Origin of the sequence: Flavivirga amylovorans (assembly GCF_030540875.1) — a bacterium.
Taxonomy (GTDB): domain Bacteria; phylum Bacteroidota; class Bacteroidia; order Flavobacteriales; family Flavobacteriaceae; genus Flavivirga; species Flavivirga amylovorans.
This window is the reverse complement of the sequence record NZ_JAUOEM010000001.1, coordinates 885653-909615: the sequence shown is the minus strand read 5'-3', so window position 1 is coordinate 909615 and position 23963 is coordinate 885653. Positions and strand designations below refer to the sequence as shown.

The following is a 23963-nucleotide window of genomic DNA, read 5'->3' as shown; positions in this document are numbered from 1 at the left end:
TTAATATGATTTGCTTTTTATTACCATAATTTGAATAAAAACTGATGATTTAATAAGCCTATGTTTTTTAAGTAAATCTGTTTTTGATAAAATTGGAGTCTCTTAATTTAGTCATTGGGTTTTCAAAAAACCGATAGAGTACATAAGATACTAATATCGTAGAAGAAAAATAGACTATAACATAAACTATAATATCAAATTCGGATAGGCTATTGGCAGGTATAAAATATTGGAGTAATTGCAATATCACAGAACAATGCATTAAATATATAGCATATGAGGTAACACTAATAAAAGTAATGAGTTTTAAAATATATCTGGGCGCTGTATTCATTTGACTTAGCAAGGGAAACATTAACAACATTGCAATTGAATTCATTGGAAGATACAATATATTCCATATAAAGGGATATACTTCTATTTGAATCCCTTTTATAAACACTAGTGTATTCCATCCTAAAAATAGAAGTACTCCAAAACCAAAAGAACTATATTTTATTTGCTTCCAAAACTTCGCTTTTACAATCGAAATATAAGCTGCTAAAACACCATAATAAACAGCATCTATTCTAAAAATAACAATAGATTTAAGGTTACTATTCCAACCAATTAAGCTTTGTTCTACTTCATTAAGATTATAAATTATTTTAGTAATAATAAATAAAAGAAGAATTAATAGCGTAATTATAAAAAACATATTAGGTTTCGAAATTTTTGTTTTTATAAAAAGTGTAAAAAACAAAAGTATTGGTCCTAAAATATATGCAAATTCTTCAATAGATAAACTCCATGATTCCATAAAAAACCCTGGCATTTCTGATGAGAAATTTTGAATAAAAAAAACATATTTCCATAAACTATCTGGTAGTGTAATTCCAATATAAATAGCTATACCAATATTAATAAGTAATACTAAATAATAATTTGGTAATGTCCTGAACCAACGCCTAATCCAAAAGTAAAAAACACTTAAAAAATTAAAATCATCAGAAATGTATATTTTATATATAATTCTACCAATTAAAAATCCACTAAGGACAAAGAAAATTTCTACTCCAAGAACTCCAAAAACACTCATTATATCTAATAACAACTCTTTGTTCTTAGGAATTATCCAAGCAGTATGTGAAAACACAACCATAATTATAGCAACTGCTCTAACTAAATCTAAACCAAAAACTCTGTGTTGCATATTACTTTTTATAATACTGTAGATAAGTTGTTTTATCTCCTGTAAAGGTTTCTATATAATCTTGTAAATACAAATAAACACGCTCTTGCGGATAGCACAACAAATTCACATAAATAAGGCTCCATTCATTTATGTTAATATAATAGTTACCTTCATATTCTCTAATAAGACTTTGGACTTCTTGAGGGAGTTTACTTCTATCATCTTTATTTAAAAAGAAAATATTACAATATGATGGTTTTCCAGAAAAATAACTAAATGCTAATAAATGGTCATAACAACCTATTAAATTTAATGACGGTAACACTAAAGCATAAAACGCAATGATTTTTAATTTTAAATGCCGCTTATTTTTTAATTTAAATAGATTCCAATCGAATCCACGATATAACATAAAAAGTAATATTACATTAATCATATTTAATGGAAAAACTGTAAATCCTACACCAGCATAAGTCAAGGTTATTAAAACCATTGCGTGCATGATTGCTAACATAAAAATACCGATTTTTCTAGTCTTATTAAATAGTAATGCAATTCCAAATAATGCTTCAAGAAAGGGCACAGACCAAGTAAAAACTTGTCTAAAAAAAACAGGGATGAATGGTATTCTTTTATTTAAGCCTTCAAACCAAAATTCGTAAAAAACAGCATTCACTTTATGTAAACCACTCCAGATATAGGTTCCTGCCATCAACAAGAAAAATGCAATCTTAAAGTGATTAAAATTATTCCTAAATAAATAGTAGAAGAAAATAATTATTGCAATTTCAAAAAAGAAAGGTTGAATTCGGGTTTGATCAAAAATAGATAACAAGACATATATAAGAAAAAAACATAGCCCCCCCTTGTTTTTATCTTTTAAAAGAAACCAAATAGCTGAAATACAAAAAATTGTTAATAAAGATAAATCTATATAATAATCAAACTCCAAATGTTTAAAAAACAATGGTATTGTAGGAAATCCTCTGTTGGAAAACCAAACAGATAAACTTAATATTGACGGAATTACAAAACTAATAACTAATAAAACTCTAATCAGTAATCTTTTCGGCATTATTATTCTATAGTTTTAATCATTATTCTTTATATTTCGTTATCCAAAGAAATAGAACTTTAAATGAAGTCTAAAGTAACAAAATATTTTGTTTTTCTAATTTTATTAGTAATTACAATTGCAGGTCTTTATTATTTAAATCTCTCTAATAGACATAAAGCTATTTTAAAAACTTATTTATCTCATAAACTTGGAATCGTTGACAATACGTGGCATATAACTTCAAAAGAAAATTCTATTTCATTAATTACGCCAACCATGATAATAGATAATATTTATAAATCTATGGAGGGTCCTCAAGTAATAAAACCTTTTCAATTAAATTCTACAAAATCAGACTTGATTTGGATAACTTCTTTTGAAACGAAGGCTATTAATAAGAATGAGGATCGTGAAATTTCAAATGACTTTATATGTCACACGAATATTGATTTTTATGACGGCGAACACTATGGAAGATGGGGATTAAACCACAGAATTGGCATACAATATCCCCGTTTAGCAACCATGACTAGCGGTATTGAAAGTTACAAGTTTCCTAAAGGGTTTGGGTTTCCTGTATTTAGCAACGAAAATTTGTTTTTAGCTACTCAGACTCTAAATCATAATATTATTGGAGAAACATTTTCTGTTAAACATGAAATAAACATTGGTTTTGAGAAACATCAAAAAAATATGAAACCGCTCACCAGCAAATCAGTCATGATCGTTTTGCCGTACAATCCAGAAAACCCTTTTAGCGGTCCAACTACAGAAAACCCAAATATGTGCTTGCCAATTGAGACAAAAAACCATAGTTATACATACAAAGATGGGATTACTTATTCTGGACATTGGGTTATTTTTCCTGGCAAAGCTATTTATAAAACAGATATTACTGATCAATTACAACTATCTGAAAATACTACTTTGCATCATATTGCTACGCATTTACATCCCTTTTCTGAAACTTTAGCATTTAGAGACAAAACCATTGATTCTACATTATTTATTAGTACGGCAAAGAATCATGTAAACAAAATAGGTTTAAAAGAAATCACTTATTTTTCAAGTGAAGACGGTATTAAGCTTTATTCCAATCATAAATATGAATTAGTTTTAAAGACCAACAATACTTCTAATGCTAATCAAGACATGATGGCTAGTATGTTTATGTTTTTATATGATAAGGAGATGGATGAGAAGATAAAAAAATACAATCAAAAAACTAATGAAACTTCTTAATCTTATTCTTTTATTACTTCTTTTAAGTTGCAAAAACAGTTCGGAAAAACTTCCTATTTTAAGTTATAAAATTGATAGTACTGGAAATAAAACATTTTATTCAATACAATACAATGAAGGGTTCTCAAATCATTTAAATAAACCTTTTAGTACTAAGAATATTGATAATAAAGTATTCATTGTTAATTTCTTTTTTACACGCTGCCCCAGTATTTGCCCTCCGATGAAACATCAATTAATAGATATTGCTAAATCCCTTAAAAACAAGAATCATTTTGTAATAATTTCACATACTATCGACCCAGAAAATGACAGTATTCCTGTTTTGAAGTCTTACTCAGAATCAACAGGAGTTCCTGACTACAAATGGCAATTTTTATATGCAAATATTGATAAAACACAAGCACAAGCTAGTCAATTTATGACTAGTTTTAAACCTAAAAATGATGAAATTGATTTTTACCATAGCAGTTATGTGTCTTTAGTTGACAAAAAACAATCTATAAGAGGGTTTTATAATATATTGATTGGTGAAGAAGTAAAACGACTAAAAAAAGATATTGCTTATCTTCTATCAGAATAGGCTAGGTTATAGGTTATATCTCTTATAAATCTATTTTATTTGTTTAAACAATTTTGAGTCTCTTAACATAGTCATAGGCCTTTCATAGTATTTAAACAACACATATGATAATCCAAATGATATAAACCAATACATAAAAAGAATTAAAAGTTTAATGCCCAACGATTTATTTTCAACGTTTATAAAATATTGAATTGTAAGTAAAACTAAAGAATAGTTAATAAGATATAAAGCGTACGATAACACACTTATCTTAGTAATTATATTTTTAAAAACCCCACCTTTTTTCCAACTACTAAAAAAAGGAAAAAATAACAATAAACTTATTGATAACAGAGGTAAGTAAAAAACATTAAAAAATAACTGTGAACTTTCTGGCCGCATACTAAACAAGAAAACACAACTGTGCAATCCAAAAAACAACAATATACCAAATACTAAAAACCACTTTTTATAATGATTCCATGTTAAATAATATGCTTGTGCCAAAAAAGCGACAAGGAAGCCATAATAAATACTATCTATTCTATAAATAACTACTTTTCGTATATGCTTACTCCAATCATGATGTGAAATTATATCATGATGATAATGATAATTTATACGCAAAACGGCTATTACAAATATTATAATGAGTGACATTACTATGTATAAAATCTTTTTGGAAGAATTTCTAAAAAATAAGATTAAAAAAAACAATATTAAAGGCCCTATTATATAAGCATACTCTTCAATGGACAAGCTCCATGCTTCAGTAAAAAAATCTGGATGTGGACTTGAAAAATTTTGTAAAAAAGCAAAAAAGTAATTAACATTTTCAATGATCCTTTCGTGTAAAAAGTAAAAAAGTAGGATATTTAAACTAAGAATTAAAAAGTAATTCGGCAAGGTTCTAAACCATCTTCGTATCCAGAAATATAAAAAGTCCTTAATTTTTACTTTGTCTGAATCAATTTGTTTAAGTAAAATCCCTCCAATTAAATAACCACTTAATACAAAGAAAAGATCTACTCCAATTGTTCCGAAAAACTGAACGATAGTTAGGTATATATTAGTTTGATTTGGAAAAAGTAATAATGAGGAATGTGAACATAAAACTAATAAAATAGCTAGTGCTCTAATAATATCCAGTCCAAAAATTCTATGCTTATTATTTATATACATCGATAAGTTCTCAATGTACAAAAAATTTAAAACAGACTTTTAATAATATCTTCTTCTGAAACACCTTCAGCTTCTGCTTTATAGTTTTTAATGATTCTATGTCTTAAAATACTATATGCTACGGCTTGAACATTCTCTATATCTGGCGAGAACTTACCATTAATAGCCGCATGTGTTTTTGCTGCTAATATTAAGTTCTGAGAGGCTCTAGGACCAGCTCCCCAATCTATATATGTTTTCACTAAATCTGTAGCTGTATCTCCGTTAGGTCTTGTTTTACCTACCATATCTACGGCATATTCAATAACATTATCTGCTACTGGAATACGACGAATAAGATGTTGGAAATCGACTATTTGCTGTGCAGAAAATAACGGATTTACGGTTACTTGATTATCAGAAGTAGTTGTTTTTACAACATCTACTTCTTCTTTAAAAGAAGGATAATCTAAATTAATAGCAAACATAAAACGGTCTAATTGAGCTTCTGGCAATGGGTAAGTTCCTTCTTGCTCAATAGGGTTTTGTGTTGCTAAAACAAAATAAGGCAAACTTAATTTATAATGATGTCCAGCTACCGTAACGGCTCTTTCTTGCATAGCTTCTAAAAGGGCTGCCTGTGTTTTAGGTGGGGTTCTATTAATTTCGTCTGCTAAGATAATATTCGAAAAAATAGGTCCTTTTATAAATTTAAAGTGACGGTCTTCGTCTAAAATTTCACTCCCTAATATATCACTTGGCATTAAATCTGGAGTGAATTGAATACGCTTAAAATCTAATCCTAATGCTTGCGCAATGGTATTAACCATTAATGTTTTTGCTAAACCAGGAACACCTATAAGTAAAGAATGTCCTCCTGAGAAAATAGATATTAAAATTTGATTTACTACAGTCTCTTGCCCTATAATAACTTTGGCAATTTCAGTTTTTAAATCCTTGTATTGTTTTACAAACTGTTCGATAGCAACTACGTCAGACATATACTATTTTTTTAACCAATTACCTGAAAATTCACAATCTCTAAATTTTCCACTTATTTTAATATATGTATCTAGTATTTTTTCTTCTTGCCATGTTTCAATAGCTTTAATTTTTTTCTCATCTAGAGCTAGTTCTTTAATTTTTAAATAATCTCTTGCATAACTAGCTTTATGTTCATCTATTCTATCTGTAACTTTCATAATTTTATATGAAAGATTTCCTTTGCGATCTTGTTCTGTTAAAACCTGACTAACTTCATTATCTTTTAAATTCTGAATTTGTGCGTATTGTTCTGGTCCCATTTTAGTCAAATCAAAATTGTAATCCTGAGTTCTCGGATTAATAAGTTGGCCACCATCTCCGCGAGTTTCCTTTTCATCACTAGTTTCTCTTGCTGCATCAGCAAATGTAATATCACCATCAATGATACGTTGTCTTACTTTTTCTAAACGTTCTTTGGCCTCTTTTACAGCTTCAATAGAAACTTTTGGAAATAATAAAACGTGACTTACGTCGTATTCTTGACCCCTAATTTTTACACAATGTATAATATGATAACCAAACTCAGTTTCAAAAGGATCTGATACCTCTCCTTCTTGAAGAGAGAAAGCGACTTGCCTAAATTCTTTTACCATCTTAGGCTTTTTTCTATTTAATGTATAAATATAGCCTGATTGTTTCATACCTGGATCTTCTCCATATAGTACAACTTTTGAGCGGAAACTAGCCCCATTTTCAACAACATCAACCTTAAATTGCTTTAAACGGTCAATCACTTTTTGTTTTTCTTCTTCAGATACTTTCGGTTTTGCAACAATTTGGGCTACCTTAAGTTCTGTACCAAAAAATGGGCGCTCGTCTTCTGGAATTTTATTGAAAAAAGCGCGAACTTCTTCTGGCGTTATTTCAACTTCTTCAACAATTTTAGCTTGCATTCTACCAGAAAGTTTATTCCCTTTGATAATTTCAAATATATAATCTCTTAAACCTTTTTCATCTTCTTGCTTATAAAATTTAACAAGCTCATTTATATCTGGTTTTTGTTGTAAAAAATTCTGAATGGTATAGTCTACTTCTTGTCTAATTTCTGCATCAGAAACTTGAATACTATCTTGAATAGCATGATGTGCATATAATTTATTTTCTAACAATTTCCCTAGTAATTGACAATCTGTTACGCCTTCAACAGAACCTCCAGAGGCTATTATTTGTTCTCTTTCTCTCGGTACATCTGAATCTAAAATAATATAATCTCCAACAACAGCTGCAACGCCATCTACTTTTATAGCATTTTTACTAAGCGTAGAATCTACTTTTTTTACAACTTCTTCTTTTGCCTCTTCTTTGACTTCTTCTTCAATAATTTCTTGTGCAGATATAACATTTACTGCTAGTAAGGTCATGAATAAAACTGATATATGTTTCAAATTAATCGTAAATTTCAAATTGTTTGTTTTTAATAGCATCTTTTGTTATGTCTTTTTCTAATTCCCTAATGAGCTCAAGTTTTCTATTATTAATAACTATTTGATCTATGGTAGGTTTAACATACTCGAGCGGAGCATTATCATTTCTCAATAAAACATCATTAATTTGCATCAAATATACTCCTAATGAATCTTTGAGTTGTACAAAATTAGATTTTTTTAACAGTTCCTTTTTATTTTCTGAGGTAACTATTGGAATTTTATCAACTATCTGAGTTAACCTTATCCAAATAGAATCGTTTAATGAATAAGATTTAAACTGTATAGATATAGAATCCAACTCTTTTCTATCCTCATCATTATAGCGTTTAAACTTCTCTTTAATGCCTTTGAAATTAATAATATTTTCATCTACATGTAGATAACGAAATTTAAGAAGCTCTTCATTTAGTTTAAAAACTTCTTTATTTCTGCTATAGTAATCTTGTGCTTCATTAATATTAACGATTGTATCTATATTTCTTTTAACCAAAGCTTCTATATATGCTTTGGTATATAAATCGTTTTTGTATTGAACTACTAATTTATTAAAGGCTTCTTGCTTTTCTTCACTTAAATTAAGCATAGCGCCGTCTACAAACAATTGTTGGGTTGCCCATCGATTAATAAAGCTCTGTACTACATGAGTACTATCTTCTTTTGATGTAGCATCAGAAACCAAATCTTTTATATCATCATAATACAAATAAGCTTCATTTACCCTAGCAACAGGTCTTTTTTCGTCTGTTTTTTTAAAAAAATTACATGACAACACTGTTGTTAATAATAAAAAATATACAATGACTTTGTCCCCCACCTACTTAGTTACTTTTTAATTTGACTTTTTATATTATTTAAAGCTTCTTGATTTACTTTTATTTGATACTTATTACTTAATTCCTTCAACCATTTTTCTTCTTTATACACCTGATAATCACTCATAATAGCACCTCTTGCTTCTTCAAGAGTTTGTTCTGTTTTTTCTAAAACATCTTTTACTTGTACTACTACAAAAGTTCCATTATGCTTAAGAATTCTTGAAATCCCTTTTTTAAATTGCAATGATTTAGGAAGTGCTTGGTGTTCAGCATCCATAATACCCGAAGTAAACATAACTTCTACCTTATCATTACTATTTACTAATGCTTTTATTTGATCCAATCCCATCCCTTTCTTTAACAATTTAGACACCTTTTTTAAGGTTTTTTGCTTAGATGAAGATGCTACCACCGCATCAATACGTTGTGGTAACAGGTATTTATTTTTATGTGTTTTGTAATACGTTTCTACACCAATAGAATCAGTTTTCGCAGCATTCCAAATGGTCGTTTCCATCAAATCAAATAACAACAAGCCGTCTCTGTATTCATTAACTATATGGGCAAATTCTTCGTTTTCTATTTCTAAATTATCTTCTTGATATTTGACTAAGTTACTATGTAAAAAGTCATTATACTTTTCTAAAACAACCGATTTTATTGGTGCTCTTTGTGTCCCCTTACGTTGTACTTTTAACAAATAGTTTCCAAAATCCTTATACAGAAACTGTTTCTTACCAATTTTAACCAATGGTATATCTTTTGGGATATCGTTACTAAAATTAGAAGGTAACTGCCATGTTCTTTTAAAGTAGTCATCATTAAGTATGGATTCAAAATAAGCTAATGCAGGTTGTTCTTTTGGAATATTGTACTTCTCTTTTAATGATTTATATAAAGCTTCGTCTATTAATTTAGAGCGGTCATCTCTTTTTACTTTTTGCTCTAATTCTGACCTCATAGCTTCAAATGGTGGAATAGTTTTTTTTGCAATTAGCTTAACAATATGCCAGCCATATTTAGTTTTAAAAGGTTCTGATATGTCTTCTAGATCATTTAAACCGAAAGCAACGTCTTCAAATTCTTGAGATCCTAACTTACCACTAGAAAAAGAAGGCAAGGCACCTCCTTTAGAAGCCGAACCTTTATCATCGGAGAATTGTTTAGCTAAAGCATGAAAGTCTTCTCCTTGATTAATTTTTTTATAAATATCCTGAATTCTAACCTCTGGTTTTTCAGCTAAGGAATCTCCCTTTTTTTCAACTACCATAATATGCGCTACTGTTCGCTCTCCTCTAGATTTACGTTTATCTAAAACATGAACTATATGGTATCCAAAACGTGTTCTAAAAGGATTTGATATATCTCCTACCTTAGTATTAAAAGCCGCTGTCTCGAACTTATAGACCATTCTAAAACCAGAAAAATACCCTAATTCTTCGCCATAAACAGTTTGTCCATTATGCACTTCTTCCCTAACCTCTTCAAAGCCTTCTTTTAAAGCTCTGTTTCTAAGTTTTAAAATTTTATTATAAGCTGTCAATGTATCTTTTGGGCTCGCATTTTCTGAAACTTTTATCAGAATATGAGTTGCCTTAATATCGTGAGAAATGCGTTCGTAAGCTTCAGACACCATAGCATCAGTAACCTTTGCATCTGTCATGAAACTTTTTATCAATTGTTTCCTATAATTAGATAACTCTCTTTTATATGATGGTTTATCATCTAACCCTAAAGCTTTAGCCTCTTTTAACTTTAGTTTGTAATTGGTAAAAAGCGTTAAATACTCATCTACATCTTTTTGGGATTCATCTTGAACCAAATCAAGATTCTTGTTATAAACTCTTAAAAATTCTGAGGTATAAACCGGTGAGTCATCAACAAAGAAAAGAACATCTTCTTGGGCTGATTGTGCTTTAACGTTTAATACTGTTGTAATAAATAAAAAGGTAAATAAATATCTTAATTGCATGGAAGTTAAAATTATTCAATAGTTTACAAAAATAGTAATATATAGCTATATTACAAGTTGTTTTAATAACGATTAAAAAAGGCTATTATTTCGCTTTTTAGATTATATTTGAATTACAATATATTACTATCTTTTTTCATGCGTAAATTAAAACTTATTTGGGATTTTCATGGGCCCGACGCTAATAAAATAGCACAACATCATGAAATTCATTTAAAAGAATACATCCAATTAGAAAATTTAAATATTTCTATTACTGGTTTCGAAAACTTAAATGATGTGCATACTATAGCTTTTTTAGTTGTTGATGAAGACAAAATGAGACCGTTAAGAGATACTTTAAAACCTCATCGTGGACAAGTTTACAACGACTAAAAGTACATTTAATAAGTTTTTAAATTATGAGCTATAAAAATTTCAGTCATTATCAAAAAAAGATATACTTCCTTTTAATACTATTTATAATAGTTTGTTCTTGTAAAAAGAATGAATATCAACCAAAAAATGATATTAATAGCAGTACTGACCATCCAAAATTTGTAGGTAAAGAATCTTGTATAGAATGTCATAAGTCAGAATACAATAGTTGGAATGGTTCTCACCATCAACAAGCTATGAAAATTGCCGATTCTACAACCATTTTAGGCGATTTTAACAATAGAATATTTGAGCATAAAGGTGTCAAGAATACTTTTTTTAAAAAAGGCCATGATTTTTATGTAAATACTACAGATAAAAATGGCAATTATCAAGATTATAAAATAGTATATACTTTTGGAGTAACTCCTTTACAACAATATATTGTAAAATTTCCTGACGGTGCGTATCAATGTTTAGTAACCGCCTGGGATACCGAAAAGAAAAAATGGTTCCATTTACAGCCAAATTTAGAATTGGCTCACGACGAATGGATAAACTGGACTGGAGGTGCCATGAGATGGAATACTGCTTGTGCTGATTGCCATTCTACAAATCTTGATAAAAATTTTGATTCAAATACTCATACTTTCAACACGAGTTATAGTGAAATTAATGTAAGCTGTGAAGCTTGTCATGGTCCAGCCAGTAATCATGTGGCATTTTATAAAAACGGCAATGAAGGTGTTTTACCTCAAAAATTATACATGGGTAAATCATTAGCTTCAAAAAGCCTTGTAGAGAAATGTGCGAGATGCCATTCCAGAAGATCTCAAATAACGAAAAAATTCGATTACAACGGTCATTTTTTAGATCATTATAGCCCTAGTTTACTCATTAGTCCTACTTATGAACTAGACGGTCAAATAAAAGACGAGGATTATGTTTATGGGTCTTTTATGCAAAGTAAGATGTACCAAAATAATGTGACCTGCGTAGATTGTCATGATGCACATTCATTAAAGCTTAAACAATCTGGAAACAAACTATGTTTAAGCTGTCACGAACCTAAATATAATAGCAAATCACATCATTACCACCCACTAGATACAGAAGGGGCACAATGTATTAATTGCCATATGTCTGGTAAAACATATATGGGTAATGATTATAGGCGTGATCACAGTTTTAGAATCCCCAGACCTGATCAATCTTTAAAATATGGAACACCAAATGCTTGTAATGAGTGTCACAAAGATAAAACTGCTGAATGGGCAAGTAAATTCATTGATTCAAAATATGGTACCAAACGTCCAGACCATTTTTCTAATTACCTTTTAGAAGGTTATAATGGTAATCATGAAGCGTTATACACATTATTATCCCAAAACAAATACCCAGAAATTGCAAGAGCAACTGCTTTATATGAATATACAAACAATTCACTATCAAATAAAGAGATAAACGATGTTAGAAGGTTTTTAAAAGACTCATCCATTCTTGTTAGGCATGAAGCGGTGCGTACTTTTGAAAAGATTCACGACCAAAATTACCATGCAGATATTGAACCTTTGCTAAAAGATTCTATTAGGTTAGTAAGAATTGCTGCTGTGAAGTACTTTAATAGTATTGGTGCTAACATGAATGGTGATAATGATTTTGATAATGCTGAAAAAGAATATTTAGAATCTCTAGATATGAATGCTGATTTTGCCTCTGGTCAACATCAAATTGCTGTTTATAACGAAATGAAAGGGTATACCGATTTAGCAATTAAAGCCTATAAAAAATCCTTAGAGATCGATAATCGTTATAATTTATCTAGAATGAATCTAGCTCTGTTACTCTATAAACAAAATCATATTGAAGAAGCTAAAAACCTTTACCTTAAAGTTATTGAATTAGAACCTGATTATAGCAATTCTTATTATATGTTGGGCTTATTGTTTAACGAAATTGGGGACACTAAAAATGCTTTAAAATACCTTGCTGAAGCATGTGATAAAAAGCCTGCAAATATTCGGGCATTTTATAATTATGCCTTAAAGCTTCAAGCAGAAAATTTAAATCAAAAATCGATAGAGATTATCAATAAAGCATTAGTGATTTTCCCTAAGAATGAAAATCTTTTATATGTAAAACTCATTGGAGAAATTAATTTAAAACAGAATATTAAAGCATACAATACCTGTTCCGAACTTATTAAACTAGCTCCAAACAATGCGAATTATAAACAAATTTTTGAAAGCTTAAAATAATAAATAAAAAGTTTTAAATATAACTCAGGTTCTAAATATTATTCTCAATAGTATAAATAGTAGTTTTCGCAGAATCAATTAGTTTGAAATCTATTCAAATTAATTACATTAGAACATAGCAAAAATCATATATAAAAATATGCATCGCTTTAGTGCTTATGCTTATCTTATGAATCAAAAAAACTATTAAAATGAATTACAAAGAAAAAATTGGAACAAAAAATGCTCCCTTAAAACTTAAAACACCACCTTTATCATCAGAATACACAATGCATGTTGATGAAAAAGATGGAAAAGAGATTTTAGTTTGCACTGTTGGGAAAACAATTCTTCATTATGACATCAGGTGTTTAAGTGATCTTTATGACATGTTAAAGCAGCATGGAGATTGGATAGAATTAGGAAGTAAAGATGAAAAAGTAGCTACTAAAGAAGGTACTGTTGAGCATTGGGGACGTTCTCTTAACAACCCAATTGGTGGCTGGTACGGACTTAAAAAGAATTTTAGAGGACGTTTTGGGATGTACATACCGCCATTGATGGAGGCATTAGGACTTGTGGAAGTAACACACGAAAAAAGAAATAATAAAATGAGGGCCAAGTAACATCGAAATAATCATAGATGCAACAACAAAGTGCTATACTTAAAGTCATTGTAATTTCTCAATTCTTGTGTACATCACTTTGGTTTGCTAGTAATGGTGTTATAAATGATCTTATAACGAATTTTAACCTTAAAGATAATGCCTTAGGTCATCTAACCGCTTCTGTTCAATTGGGTTTTATTTTAGGAACATTAATCTTTGCTATTTTAAATATAGCAGATCGTTATGCTCCTTCAAAAGTGTTTTTTGTTAGTGCCTTATTATCAGCTTTATTCAATATTGGAGTATTATGGTCAGGAAATAATTTGTCCAGCTTAATGTTATTTCGCCTCTTTGCTGGTTTTTTTCTTGCTGGGATTTATCCTGTGGGAATGAAAATAGCTGCTGATTATTATAAAGAAGGTCTTGGAAAATCGCTTAGTTTTTTGGTTGGTGCATTGGTTTTAGGCACCGCTTTACCTCATTTATTAAAAGGAGTTACTAATACACTTCCTTGGAAATCTGTAATATTTATAACTACGTGTCTTTCAGTAACTGGAGGTCTATTAATGCTCCTCTTAGTTCCTAATGGTCCATATAGAAAACCTAGTCAAAAACTAAATCTTTTAGCTTTTTTTAGTGTATTTCGTAATCATAAATTTCGTTCCTCTGCTTTTGGATATTTTGGGCACATGTGGGAGCTCTATGCTTTTTGGGCATTTGTACCTGTTATATTAAAAAGGTATAATGATTTACACCCCAAAGTCATGCTTAACATCCCTATTTTATCCTTTTATATAATTGGTATAGGTGGATTAGCTTGTATATTAGGAGGCTTCCTTTCTCAAAAAACAGGCACAAAAAGAACAGCTTTCATAGCTTTATTACTATCATGTGCGTGCTGCCTTATCTCTCCATTAATGTTTACAAGTAATTCGGAAAGTCTATTTATTGCTTTCCTTGTCTTTTGGGGGATGGTAGTAATTGCGGACTCTCCTCTTTTTTCAACATTAATAGCACAAAATGCCCCTCCAGAAATAAAAGGAACAGCTCTTACAATAGTTAATTGTATTGGATTTGCAATAACTATAATCAGTATTCAAATTATAAATAACATGAGAAGTTTTACAGATCCAAATAATATTTATACTGTACTTGCTGTGGGTCCTATATTAGGATTAATAGCATTAAGTAAAAAACCAAAAACTATCTAGAGTAATTAGGAGATTCTTTAGTAATTGTTACATCATGCGGATGGCTTTCATTAATTCCACTAGCAGTAATTTTCACAAACTGTCCGTTTTCTTTTAATGTCTCTATATCTTTAGCACCACAATAGCCCATACCAGCACGTAAACCTCCTATAAATTGATGAATACTTTCGTATAAATCGCCTTTATAAGGAACTCTACCAACAATACCTTCTGGCACTAATTTTTTAATATCGTCTTCAACATCTTGGAAATAACGGTCTTTACTACCTTGCTTCATAGCTTCTACAGACCCCATACCTCGGTAAGATTTAAACTTTCTTCCTTCGTAAATAATAGTTTCTCCTGGAGATTCTTTAGTTCCAGCTAACAGCGACCCTAACATAACAGTATCTGCTCCTGCAGCAATTGCTTTTGGAATATCTCCTGTATAACGAATACCTCCATCTGCAATTACTGGTACTCCAGTACCTTTTATCGCGGCTGCAACTTCCAACACTGCAGAAAACTGTGGAAACCCAACTCCAGCTACAACACGTGTTGTACAAATAGAACCTGGTCCAATACCAACTTTTACGGCATCTGCTCCAGCTTCAACTAAATATTTTGCCGCGGCACCTGTCGCAATGTTACCAACTATAACATCCAATTCAGGAAACTTAGATTTAATTTCTTTCAATACACCAACGACTCCCTTAGTATGACCATGTGCAGTATCAATTACAACAGCATCTACACCTGCATTAACCAAAGCTTCCGCTCTATCAACAGCATCACCCGTAACTCCGATAGCAGCAGCAACACGTAAACGTCCGTACTGATCTTTGTTTGCTATTGGTTTCAAACTAAGTTTCGTGATATCTCTAAAAGTAATTAAGCCTGATAATTTATATGTATCATCAACAATAAGTAGTTTTTCAATTTTATGCTTCTGAAGAATTTTTTCAGCATCTTTTAAAGACGTACCAACTGCTGCAGTTACAAGGTTTTCACCTGTCATCACTTCTACAATAGGTCTTAAATTATCATGCTCGAAACGTAAATCACGATTTGTTACTATCCCTTTTAAAACACCTGCTTCATCAACTATAGGAATCCCTCCAATACCATGCTCTGCCATATTTTGTTTGGCATCATTGACATTAGCTGTAAGCGGCAATGTAACTGGATCTATGATCATCCCACTCTCTGCACGTTTTACCTTTCTAACTTTTAAAGCTTGCGCTTCAATAGTCATATTTTTATGTAAAACACCAATACCTCCTTCTTGCGCCATGGCAATAGCCATTTTACTCTCAGTTACCGTATCCATCGCTGCCGAAATAATGGGCACATTGATAGTGATATTACGAGTAAATTTTGTTTGAATATTAACTTCGCGTGGAAGAACTTCTGAAAATGCTGGAACTAAAAGGACGTCATCGTAGGTCAATCCCTCTCCTACTATTTTATTTTGATGTGCAGTCATGATGCAATTACGTTATAATTGCGTGCAAATATACAATTAAATTCTAAGATAATATGATATTATCTGTATCTGTTTTCGCAATAAGGCTTAAGTACCTTAACAGCATAATCATAGCGTATTTTTGCTTTAGAAATGTCTCCTTTATACCTTATGGATTTTGGTACTAATAGCCCGTAAAGAAACTTACCTTTAGCTATTCGTCCTAAGGTTTTTAAGCTTTTAGTATCCATAGATTTATAGATATCATCTATCCAATCGTATTGTTCTTTTCTAAGAATAGTTTTATCCCATTTTAAAGCTTGCTCGGTTTTTAATATGGATTGAGAAGTATAAAGTTTTTGCAATTCTACAAATGCATTATTAAATACAGTTTCACTGCCTTGTCTGGCATATGCTTTTATAGTTTTTTTTGAAAAGATGGTATATGGAAATACTTCCATCAAGTGCATTTTTCGAGAAATAAAATGTGCCATTTTTATCCAAATAACTTCATGCTTTTTCTTTTTTAATTCAGTAAAAAGCCATTTATAAAAATCACGTCGTTGCGATATACTGCTGTACTCTTGTGGCAAATTATTTTTAAGATTAAACAGATTCGCTTTTTGCCATACCTGAGTATTTCTGGTTCTATCGGATTTTAACCAATCTGAGGGGGACAAGATTTTTTGTTGATTCTCTCTTTGATAAACCTTAAGGTTTTTCCACTCTTTTGCAGATAATGTGTAGTTAAAGGTTAGTATGAAGAAAAATATAATCCATCTCATAAGTATATAAAAGTACAAGAAATTATATTGATGTTATTTTTTAAAAAATGAATTTAGGTGCTATTTCACATTATAACTCTCTCGTGCTTTTTTAGCCCATGTTATTAATGCTTCTTTTTCTTCCTTAGTAATAGCCCCGTGCATCCAAGTATAAGAGTTCAATGGCATTTCTCCTTCTTCTACTTCTTCTATTAACTCATCTAATTTATGATCTTTCTTTTTATCATTATAAGCATTCCATTTAGACACATTAAAATGCTCATTCCCTTCTTCTATATGATGGCCTATCCAAAAAGATATTGGTGCTATTTCTGCATACCAGGGATAGGCTGTTTTATTACTATGACAATCGTAACATTGTGCTTTTAAAATCGCTGCTACGTCTTCACTCGGTTTAGTTTCAGCTTCAAAAGCTGCTACATCTCTATAGTCAGCATCATTTTTTTCTGGTCTATAAAATTGTATTAAAACCAGAGTGAATAGTAATGCAATCAATATTTTTTTTATTATTTTCATGTCTTCTCTATTTAAAATTTGAGCTGCAAGGTAGCATAAAAATTTCTTGGTGCAGATGGAATAATTCCCGGTCCCGGATATCCAGTTGCTCTTCTTGTAAAATAACTAGTATCTAAAACGTTATTAATCCCTGTTTCTAACTTAAACTTTTTATAGCTATAAGATAATGATACATCTAAAATATCGTATGCTGGAATTTCCCCAACAATACTATCAAGATCATCCTCTACTGTCGAATTTCTTGCATCAGTAAATTGAGAGCTTAAATAAGTATACTGAATACTAGACAACAAGTTCTTATATCCAAATTGAATACCCGTTTTTATGTTAACCTCTGGTATAAACTCCACCTTATTCCCTACAACAAAATCTGAGGTTGTATTTTCAAAATTGGAAGAGGTGTATTCTGAGGTTACGAAAGAGGTATTTATAAAATAATTGGCTCTGAAATTGTTATTCAATCTAAAAATATTTTTAAGATTAAAATCTATTAATGACTCCAGTCCTAAAATCTTGGCATCTCCTATATTAGTTCTTAGTTTACCAATATTATTTATTGGCGGAATTTGTGCATCAATAAGTCCTATTCTATCGTTATAAAACAATCCAAAAATATTAGTATCAAAAGACACTAAGTTTTTAATATTCCCCCTTATTCCAATGTCTGCAGTAAATCCCTTTTCATCATCAATATCCGGATCTACAGCATTGGCTGGATTTACGACATTTAAATCTCCAAAGGTTACCGATCGGTAATTTTGTGAGATATTACCATAAAATTCTATCGATCTTGAAGCTTTATAACTAGCACCTATTCCTAATAATACAAACGATCGTTCCTTTTCTTCATCTTGAGACTCTGTACCTGCATCAATTGGATTTCCTGCGCCATCAAAATTAAATGTCTTTCGCATACCAATACTTTCCGTTTTTATATATTCTAATCTAAACCCTGGTGTAACGGAAAGCTTGTCATTGATATAAAATATATTTTCGCTAAATAGTGCAACGTTTAAGTTTGGATTATCGTATTCTGATTGACTTCTATAGAATGGAAAATCATCTACAGCAGAAGAAAAATTCGCATCAGAACCCGCAGAACCCGGCCCTTGAGAATAACCGTTATCTGCTTTATAAAATTTACCGCCAATTAAAAATGTGGCATCTTTTTTAAAGAACTTGTATTTTGTCAACAAACGTGTTTCAAAACCATAATTGCTAAAGTCACTAGAAATTAAATCTCTCTCGCCTCCCGGATCGGCTAAATCTACTCTTCTATCTCTAAAACCTAAAGCAACCCGATTCGCATCTAAACCAAAAAAGTTAAATGTAAAATTAGTGGCTTCAGAAAATTTGTGAGCTAGCTTAAGATTATACAAAAGCCAATCGACTTGAAACCAATTACGTGTACGATTGCTTTGCAAAGGGTCTTCTCTAAACTGCGAATCGTTTAATCCTCCCCCTTGCTGTGCTAAATAGCGTAAATACGTAACTTCTCCTGTTAGCTTTGTTTTATTATTGAATTGATAGCCTAAATGCGCGAAAGCATTCTTAGATTCAAACTCCGAATTTGGTCTAAAGCCATCACCTTTTTTATAATTAAAATATGTATAATAGCTTAATTTGTTTTTAGTCCCACTTAGGCTTGTAAAATTGGTATACAAACCAAAACTACCTATTGTATTTCTGGTTATTACTTCTAAAGGTTTATTGGGGTTTGGTGATTTCATTTTAAAATTTATCAAACCTCCAAATTGAGTTCCGTATTGTAATGATGCAGCACCGCGAATGACTTGTATTTCTTCTAGACCTTCTGATGCTGGCGTATAATAACTCTCTGGATACCCCAAAACGTCTGCGCTTATATCATATCCGTTTTGCCTGGTATTAAAATTTGCAGTTCTATTAGGGTCCAGTCCTCTTCCTCCAACATTTAATTGTAAACCTGCATCATCGTTTTGATAAATATTTAAACCTGCAACCTGACTATAAATTTGACGTGCATTATTTGATGCCAAATTTGCCATAGATTGATCTACTAAAACAACTTCTGTTTTCTTGCCTGCATATATAGCTGTTTCTTCAACATCTTTTAATCTTGATAATTCAAAAATGCGTCGTCTATTTGCATTAATGATAACTTCTGATAATTCTGTTGTTAAATCCTGTAAAACAATATTCAAGTTTTTTTCATCTTGAGTCTTTACAATAACTTCCTTAATTTCATATTCGGAAGAAAAAAATACTAAAACTATTTCTTTTTTAGAAGTTTCAAACTCAAACCTTCCTGCTTTATCGGTTATGGTTAATAATCCCGAACTTTTATCATATATACTTACTCCTTCAACGGGTTGCGTATTTTTAGAAAACACAACAACACCTTTAACGGTTTGTTGTGCATAAAGCGATACACTAAAAATAAGTGCAAAAATAAATTTATAATCCCTTAATTTCATCTTTAAAAGGTAATATCCAATGCTTTGGTTTAAACGATTCTTTTTCACGATATAAATCGATATTTTTATCTATAAAAGGTTGACTCAGCCTACCATTTAATGCTACATAACTTTCAACAAAAACTTGAACATTTTTATGCCCTTGTGCTGTAAAATGGTCTCCTAAATAATGTGCATATTCTAATATAAAATCTGGCTGAAAGCTCATTTGTTTTTCTTGAAATGGGGTTAAAAAATCGTCATTGTCAACATAGAAAAAGTCTCCTGTTTCGGCATTTGCGATTTTAAAAGTTGACATTCCCATTTTTTCAATAAGCATCACACGCCATGAAAAACGAAATCCTTCTTCTGTCCAAAATAATTCATTTGGGTATAAAATGTTTCTAAAAGGAACTATTAATTGAATAACAAAAAACAGGGCTAAAAACCCAGTAACAGGTTTTCTGAATTGATAGTTGTAATCTGATTTTATTGATAAGGAAAAAATTGAAGCTCGGATTTTAAAAATGCGCTTAAAAAAACTAATAATCTTGATATGCAAATTAGCATCGAAGAAAATTAATGTAGACACGATCATAATAAACGGGAACATCCCGATTGGAAATAATATCCGTGTAAACACATGGAATACAAGTACTAAGGTAAAGGCAAAAATACGGGTTCTTTTGTAGAATAATAAAAATGGAATTGCTAAATCGTAAAGCATACCACTCCAACTCATAGCAAAGTGAAACCAGTTTTGATGCATTAATGTTTCTCCAATTAATGGCAAATCATATTTAGACGGTAACCATATCTTTAGAGGCATGGCTTTAAATAACCAGTCACTATTTATTTTGGCTAAACCTGCATAAAAATAAACAATGCCTAAAAGGAGCTTTACACTATCAATGGTCCATTTTGGAACATTCTCATATGTTTTTTTTCTTATGACATTATCAACCGAAAAATATGCATTAGCAGGTAAAAAAATCATTAAAAAGCTCAATAAACTAATAAAGTAATAATGATTTAGATACGTGGTTTTATCCATTAACTCAATGTAAGTAAAACTTAAAAAAAAGGTAATAATAGCAAGTCTGTATTTAAAACCAAAGGCTACCATTAATGCTGCTATAGCACATATAATGAAAAGCAAATAGGTATAATTCCCTAACGGCTTTACCCACTCAAAACCATAAAAAGAAAAATGGAACCCTGGCTGAATGTATAGCGTTTCAATCCATCCGTGATACCAAAAACGAATCATACCAAAACACATCATAATACCAAAAGCTATTCTAAAAACGGCTAAAGGCGCTGCGTTGGTATTTTTATTTAAATATGTGTTTATATTGAATTTCATACAAAAAAAAAGTTGTCCTTATTTGGACAACCTTTTATTTTTTATACTTTTTAATCTCCATCGGCATCTACGTAGTCGATACTAATATTAAATGCTTGGAGCATGTCTACTTTTAAGGATACTACGGCTAGTTGAAGCGCATCGTACGCTTCAGTCATTTTTGTATTGTCTGTATTTATTTGTGAATTAAAATCTGCGCTTAAAGCCTCTAATTTTTGGCGAGCACTATCAAATCTGGAATTAATTAGAGTAACTAAATCATTTCTTTCTAAATCTAATAAATAGGTTTTAAAACTATCTCCTGTTGTATTACTTGTATATACTTTTCCATTAAACAAATCTTGTACAGCATTTAAAGCCTCCAAAGCCAACTCTCTAGAATATATTTTACTATAAAAACCTTCTACCTTTTCTGGTAATGGATCTACAGAAAAGTTACCAGCAGGAATGCCTATTTTATTGGCTCGCAACACTTTTTCATAATAAAACACAAAATCATTTGTAAATTTATTTAGTGCACTGGTCGTTGTATTTCCTGTTTGACTTACAAAAGTACCTCTGTAAGAAGTTGTCCAATCGTTTAAAATCGTTTCGGTTAAAGATTGCATTTGGTTTATTATATCAGAAAGATAATTTCTATAATTAACATCAGCATATTTTGCTAGAATTAAAGCATCATCATTAGCGACACCATAAAGTAAATAATCTACTGCTGGAAAACCTACAGCATCATTGTTATTTGCACTTGTTAAATCGTAAGTTCCGGCAGAAATATTATTTTCAATATCAGTAGTATTTGTTGGATATATATTCATTTGAAATCCATACAGTAACGCTTCTGCTTTACCAATGTTAAACATTTCTACGTATTGCCATACTTTATAAGCTTCTATCCAGGAAGCTCTTAACGCATCTAAGCTTGTTTGATCTGGTGTTGTTATAAATGTTTCCTTGTCTAATTTTAAAGTAGAAAGCTTGGTGTTTAAGTCTTGAAAAGCAGGAATAATAATATTATCTGCCACATTAGTTAATAAAGCACCTCTATCAAACGTATCTGTTTTTCCAGAAGGGTCATTATCTGAAGATGAAGAACCACATCCTATAATAAAAGTGGTAATAAATAAACCTAAAAAAATCTTTCTTACTGTAAACATAACTTATAAAAATATAATTTTCGCAAAAGTACTAAAAGTAGTTATTGTATCATGTAATACAACAACCACTTTTAAAATAAATAACTAACTCTTTTTTTTAGCTTCCAGCTTGTGCTGTTGTAAAGCTAAATTTAGCTGATATTGTAGCAGATAATGCATCCAATGTTTCTTCTGTCACATCCCAAAAGCCATTTCCATTCATAAGTGTTGCTATAATAACATCTACTTCAGTTTTTGTAAAATATGGTTCGTTAGTTCCTGGCTTTCTTGTAAATTGTAAACTGTAAATAAACCCAAAACCTTCAGACAAATCATGAAATGCTGCCGCTTTATCTGTTACTAAATTTCCTTTTCCTTGTTGTAAATAATATACAGCTCTTATACCTATAATGTCTGATATTTTTTCCCTAATAATTTCAGCTTGCTCATCTCTAACATCATAATTTTTAGCTACAATGGCTGCTCTTCCTAATTTAAAAGCATTGTAAATATCTGCAGCTATACCCGCAAAATCTGTATCATTTTCTACTCTGGATAAGTATTTATTTAAAAAGCTATCTGCTCCTAATTCTGGAGTGTCCGGATTCGTTTCGTTACCATATAAATAACCGTAAGCTTCATCCCACTTATGTTCCATAGTAGTATATGACTTACCCTCTGCTACTGTTCCAGCATCATTGTCAGCTACGTTTGTACCTGCATCCAATACGGCTGGACTTAAATAGTTGTTTAACATTTGGTCTACCATTAAGGCACCAATCAAAGACTTTGCAAATGCTTGATTGTACTCCAAACCTTTAGCATTAATATAACGAGTAGAGCCGCCTCCACCTTCTTGTAAGTTCCCTGCTGTTCCTGCTGTAGCAACTATTCCCCAGTTAGGAAAAACATCTGAAACCTGTGATGCTATCCAACCGTCGAAATCTGCTTTAATGGCATTAGCATCCGTAGTATTCGCCGAAAAATAATCTGCAGAAGCTGCTGTTTTACTTCTAACACTTTTACCTGATGCATTTAAATCTGCATCAGAAAAATCAGTATTTCCTTCTTCATGTGCAAACATGGCATCTAAAGTTACTTCTGTTTGTGTATTGTCACTCATTGCAGACACTAACTCCTCTGACATTTTAATTCTTGTTGTCTGTCCTTCAAAACTTACTGTTGAATTTCCATTTCTTGTAAACTCATAAGTTGTAGGAGCTACAACTTCATTTTGACTATTACCACCATCGTCATCATTTGAACATGATTGAAATAATGCTACTACTGCAAAAAGACTTAAGGCTAATTTTTTCATTTTTGACTAATTATTTTGTTTTTATTTAGACTTATTACAAATAATATTTCATTTGAAGTTGCAAATATAAAACTCATAATTAATTACGCAAAGTTT

General features: G+C 30.8%; 20 protein-coding genes. 6 read left to right on the top strand and 14 right to left on the bottom strand.

Annotation, left to right across the window (positions count from 1 at the left end):
* Window positions 1-67 precede the first annotated feature (67 nt).
* Window positions 68-1192: an acyltransferase family protein gene (locus Q4Q39_RS03705; RefSeq protein ID WP_303281021.1), complete on the bottom strand. Its 1125-nt coding sequence runs from the start codon at window positions 1190-1192 to the stop codon at window positions 68-70.
* A gap of 1 nt (window position 1193) precedes the next feature.
* Complete coding sequence (locus tag Q4Q39_RS03700; RefSeq protein WP_303281020.1) at window positions 1194-2249, bottom strand: MauE/DoxX family redox-associated membrane protein; 1056 nt, start codon at window positions 2247-2249, stop codon at window positions 1194-1196.
* A 63-nt stretch (window positions 2250-2312) separates the two neighbouring features.
* On the opposite strand from Q4Q39_RS03700, the gene Q4Q39_RS03695 reads away from it, so the two are divergent.
* Window positions 2313-3473, top strand: coding sequence for a hypothetical protein (locus Q4Q39_RS03695; protein WP_303281019.1), 1161 nt, complete (start codon window positions 2313-2315; stop codon window positions 3471-3473).
* The gene (locus Q4Q39_RS03690; protein ID WP_303281018.1) at window positions 3460-4056 is read left to right on the top strand and encodes an SCO family protein; all 597 of its coding nucleotides are present in this window, start codon (window positions 3460-3462) and stop codon (window positions 4054-4056) included. The genes Q4Q39_RS03695 and Q4Q39_RS03690 overlap by 14 nt, the downstream gene beginning before the upstream one ends.
* 30 nt (window positions 4057-4086) lie before the next feature.
* Here the strand turns inward: Q4Q39_RS03690 and Q4Q39_RS03685 are convergent, their stop codons facing one another.
* The 5 genes from Q4Q39_RS03685 to Q4Q39_RS03665 are packed head-to-tail and all read right to left on the bottom strand — an operon-like array spanning window position 4087 to window position 10457.
* Window positions 4087-5220 carry an acyltransferase family protein gene (locus Q4Q39_RS03685; RefSeq protein ID WP_303281017.1) on the bottom strand — a complete coding sequence of 378 codons (1134 nt, stop codon included), beginning with the start codon at window positions 5218-5220 and terminating at the stop codon, window positions 4087-4089.
* A 26-nt stretch (window positions 5221-5246) separates the two neighbouring features.
* The gene (locus Q4Q39_RS03680) at window positions 5247-6200 is read right to left on the bottom strand and encodes an AAA family ATPase (protein ID WP_303281016.1); all 954 of its coding nucleotides are present in this window, start codon (window positions 6198-6200) and stop codon (window positions 5247-5249) included.
* Window positions 6201-6203: 3 nt separating this feature from the next.
* The gene (locus tag Q4Q39_RS03675) at window positions 6204-7667 is read right to left on the bottom strand and encodes a peptidylprolyl isomerase (protein ID WP_303281015.1); all 1464 of its coding nucleotides are present in this window, start codon (window positions 7665-7667) and stop codon (window positions 6204-6206) included.
* Window positions 7630-8484, bottom strand: a complete 855-nt coding sequence (locus Q4Q39_RS03670) for a peptidyl-prolyl cis-trans isomerase (RefSeq protein WP_303281013.1) — start codon at window positions 8482-8484, stop codon at window positions 7630-7632. The genes Q4Q39_RS03675 and Q4Q39_RS03670 overlap by 38 nt, the downstream gene beginning before the upstream one ends.
* Window positions 8485-8492: 8 nt before the next feature.
* The gene (locus Q4Q39_RS03665) at window positions 8493-10457 is read right to left on the bottom strand and encodes a peptidylprolyl isomerase (RefSeq protein WP_303281012.1); all 1965 of its coding nucleotides are present in this window, start codon (window positions 10455-10457) and stop codon (window positions 8493-8495) included.
* A 138-nt stretch (window positions 10458-10595) separates the two neighbouring features.
* Here Q4Q39_RS03665 and Q4Q39_RS03660 point away from each other — a divergent pair, with 138 nt between their 5' ends.
* The 4 genes from Q4Q39_RS03660 to Q4Q39_RS03645 all read left to right on the top strand — a co-directional run bounded on the left by Q4Q39_RS03660 (window position 10596) and on the right by Q4Q39_RS03645 (window position 14870).
* Window positions 10596-10832 (top strand): hypothetical protein, encoded by a 237-nt coding sequence (locus tag Q4Q39_RS03660; protein ID WP_303281011.1) that lies wholly within the window; start codon window positions 10596-10598, stop codon window positions 10830-10832.
* A 26-nt stretch (window positions 10833-10858) separates the two neighbouring features.
* Window positions 10859-13072: a multiheme c-type cytochrome gene (locus Q4Q39_RS03655; protein WP_303281010.1), complete on the top strand. Its 2214-nt coding sequence runs from the start codon at window positions 10859-10861 to the stop codon at window positions 13070-13072.
* A 191-nt stretch (window positions 13073-13263) separates the two neighbouring features.
* Window positions 13264-13677: a DUF6855 family protein gene (locus Q4Q39_RS03650; RefSeq protein ID WP_303281009.1), complete on the top strand. Its 414-nt coding sequence runs from the start codon at window positions 13264-13266 to the stop codon at window positions 13675-13677.
* Window positions 13678-13694: 17 nt separating this feature from the next.
* Entirely contained in the window at window positions 13695-14870 is a 1176-nt protein-coding gene (locus tag Q4Q39_RS03645) for an MFS transporter (RefSeq protein WP_303281008.1), read from the top strand.
* On the opposite strand, the gene guaB is transcribed toward Q4Q39_RS03645, so the two are convergent.
* From guaB to Q4Q39_RS03610, 7 genes are all read right to left on the bottom strand, one after another.
* On the bottom strand, window positions 14863-16335 hold the full coding sequence (gene guaB, locus Q4Q39_RS03640) for an IMP dehydrogenase (protein ID WP_303281007.1): 1473 nt from the start codon (window positions 16333-16335) through the stop codon (window positions 14863-14865). The two genes, Q4Q39_RS03645 and guaB, sit on opposite strands and share 8 nt — an antisense overlap.
* A 59-nt stretch (window positions 16336-16394) precedes the next feature.
* On the bottom strand, window positions 16395-17099 hold the full coding sequence (locus Q4Q39_RS03635; RefSeq protein WP_303281006.1) for an Insecticidal toxin complex protein: 705 nt from the start codon (window positions 17097-17099) through the stop codon (window positions 16395-16397).
* Window positions 17100-17159: 60 nt separating this feature from the next.
* Window positions 17160-17615 carry a heme-binding domain-containing protein gene (locus Q4Q39_RS03630; RefSeq protein ID WP_303281005.1) on the bottom strand — a complete coding sequence of 152 codons (456 nt, stop codon included), beginning with the start codon at window positions 17613-17615 and terminating at the stop codon, window positions 17160-17162.
* 11 nt (window positions 17616-17626) lie between these two features.
* Complete coding sequence (locus Q4Q39_RS03625) at window positions 17627-20071, bottom strand: TonB-dependent receptor domain-containing protein (RefSeq protein ID WP_303281004.1); 2445 nt, start codon at window positions 20069-20071, stop codon at window positions 17627-17629.
* Window positions 20052-21416, bottom strand: coding sequence for an HTTM domain-containing protein (locus Q4Q39_RS03620; protein WP_303281003.1), 1365 nt, complete (start codon window positions 21414-21416; stop codon window positions 20052-20054). The genes Q4Q39_RS03625 and Q4Q39_RS03620 overlap by 20 nt, the downstream gene beginning before the upstream one ends.
* Before the next feature lie 50 nt (window positions 21417-21466).
* A complete protein-coding gene (locus Q4Q39_RS03615) occupies window positions 21467-22570 on the bottom strand; it encodes an imelysin family protein (RefSeq protein ID WP_303281002.1) in 1104 nt (367 codons plus the stop codon).
* A 97-nt stretch (window positions 22571-22667) separates the two neighbouring features.
* On the bottom strand, window positions 22668-23867 hold the full coding sequence (locus tag Q4Q39_RS03610) for a DUF4856 domain-containing protein (RefSeq protein WP_303281001.1): 1200 nt from the start codon (window positions 23865-23867) through the stop codon (window positions 22668-22670).
* Window positions 23868-23963 lie beyond the last annotated feature (96 nt).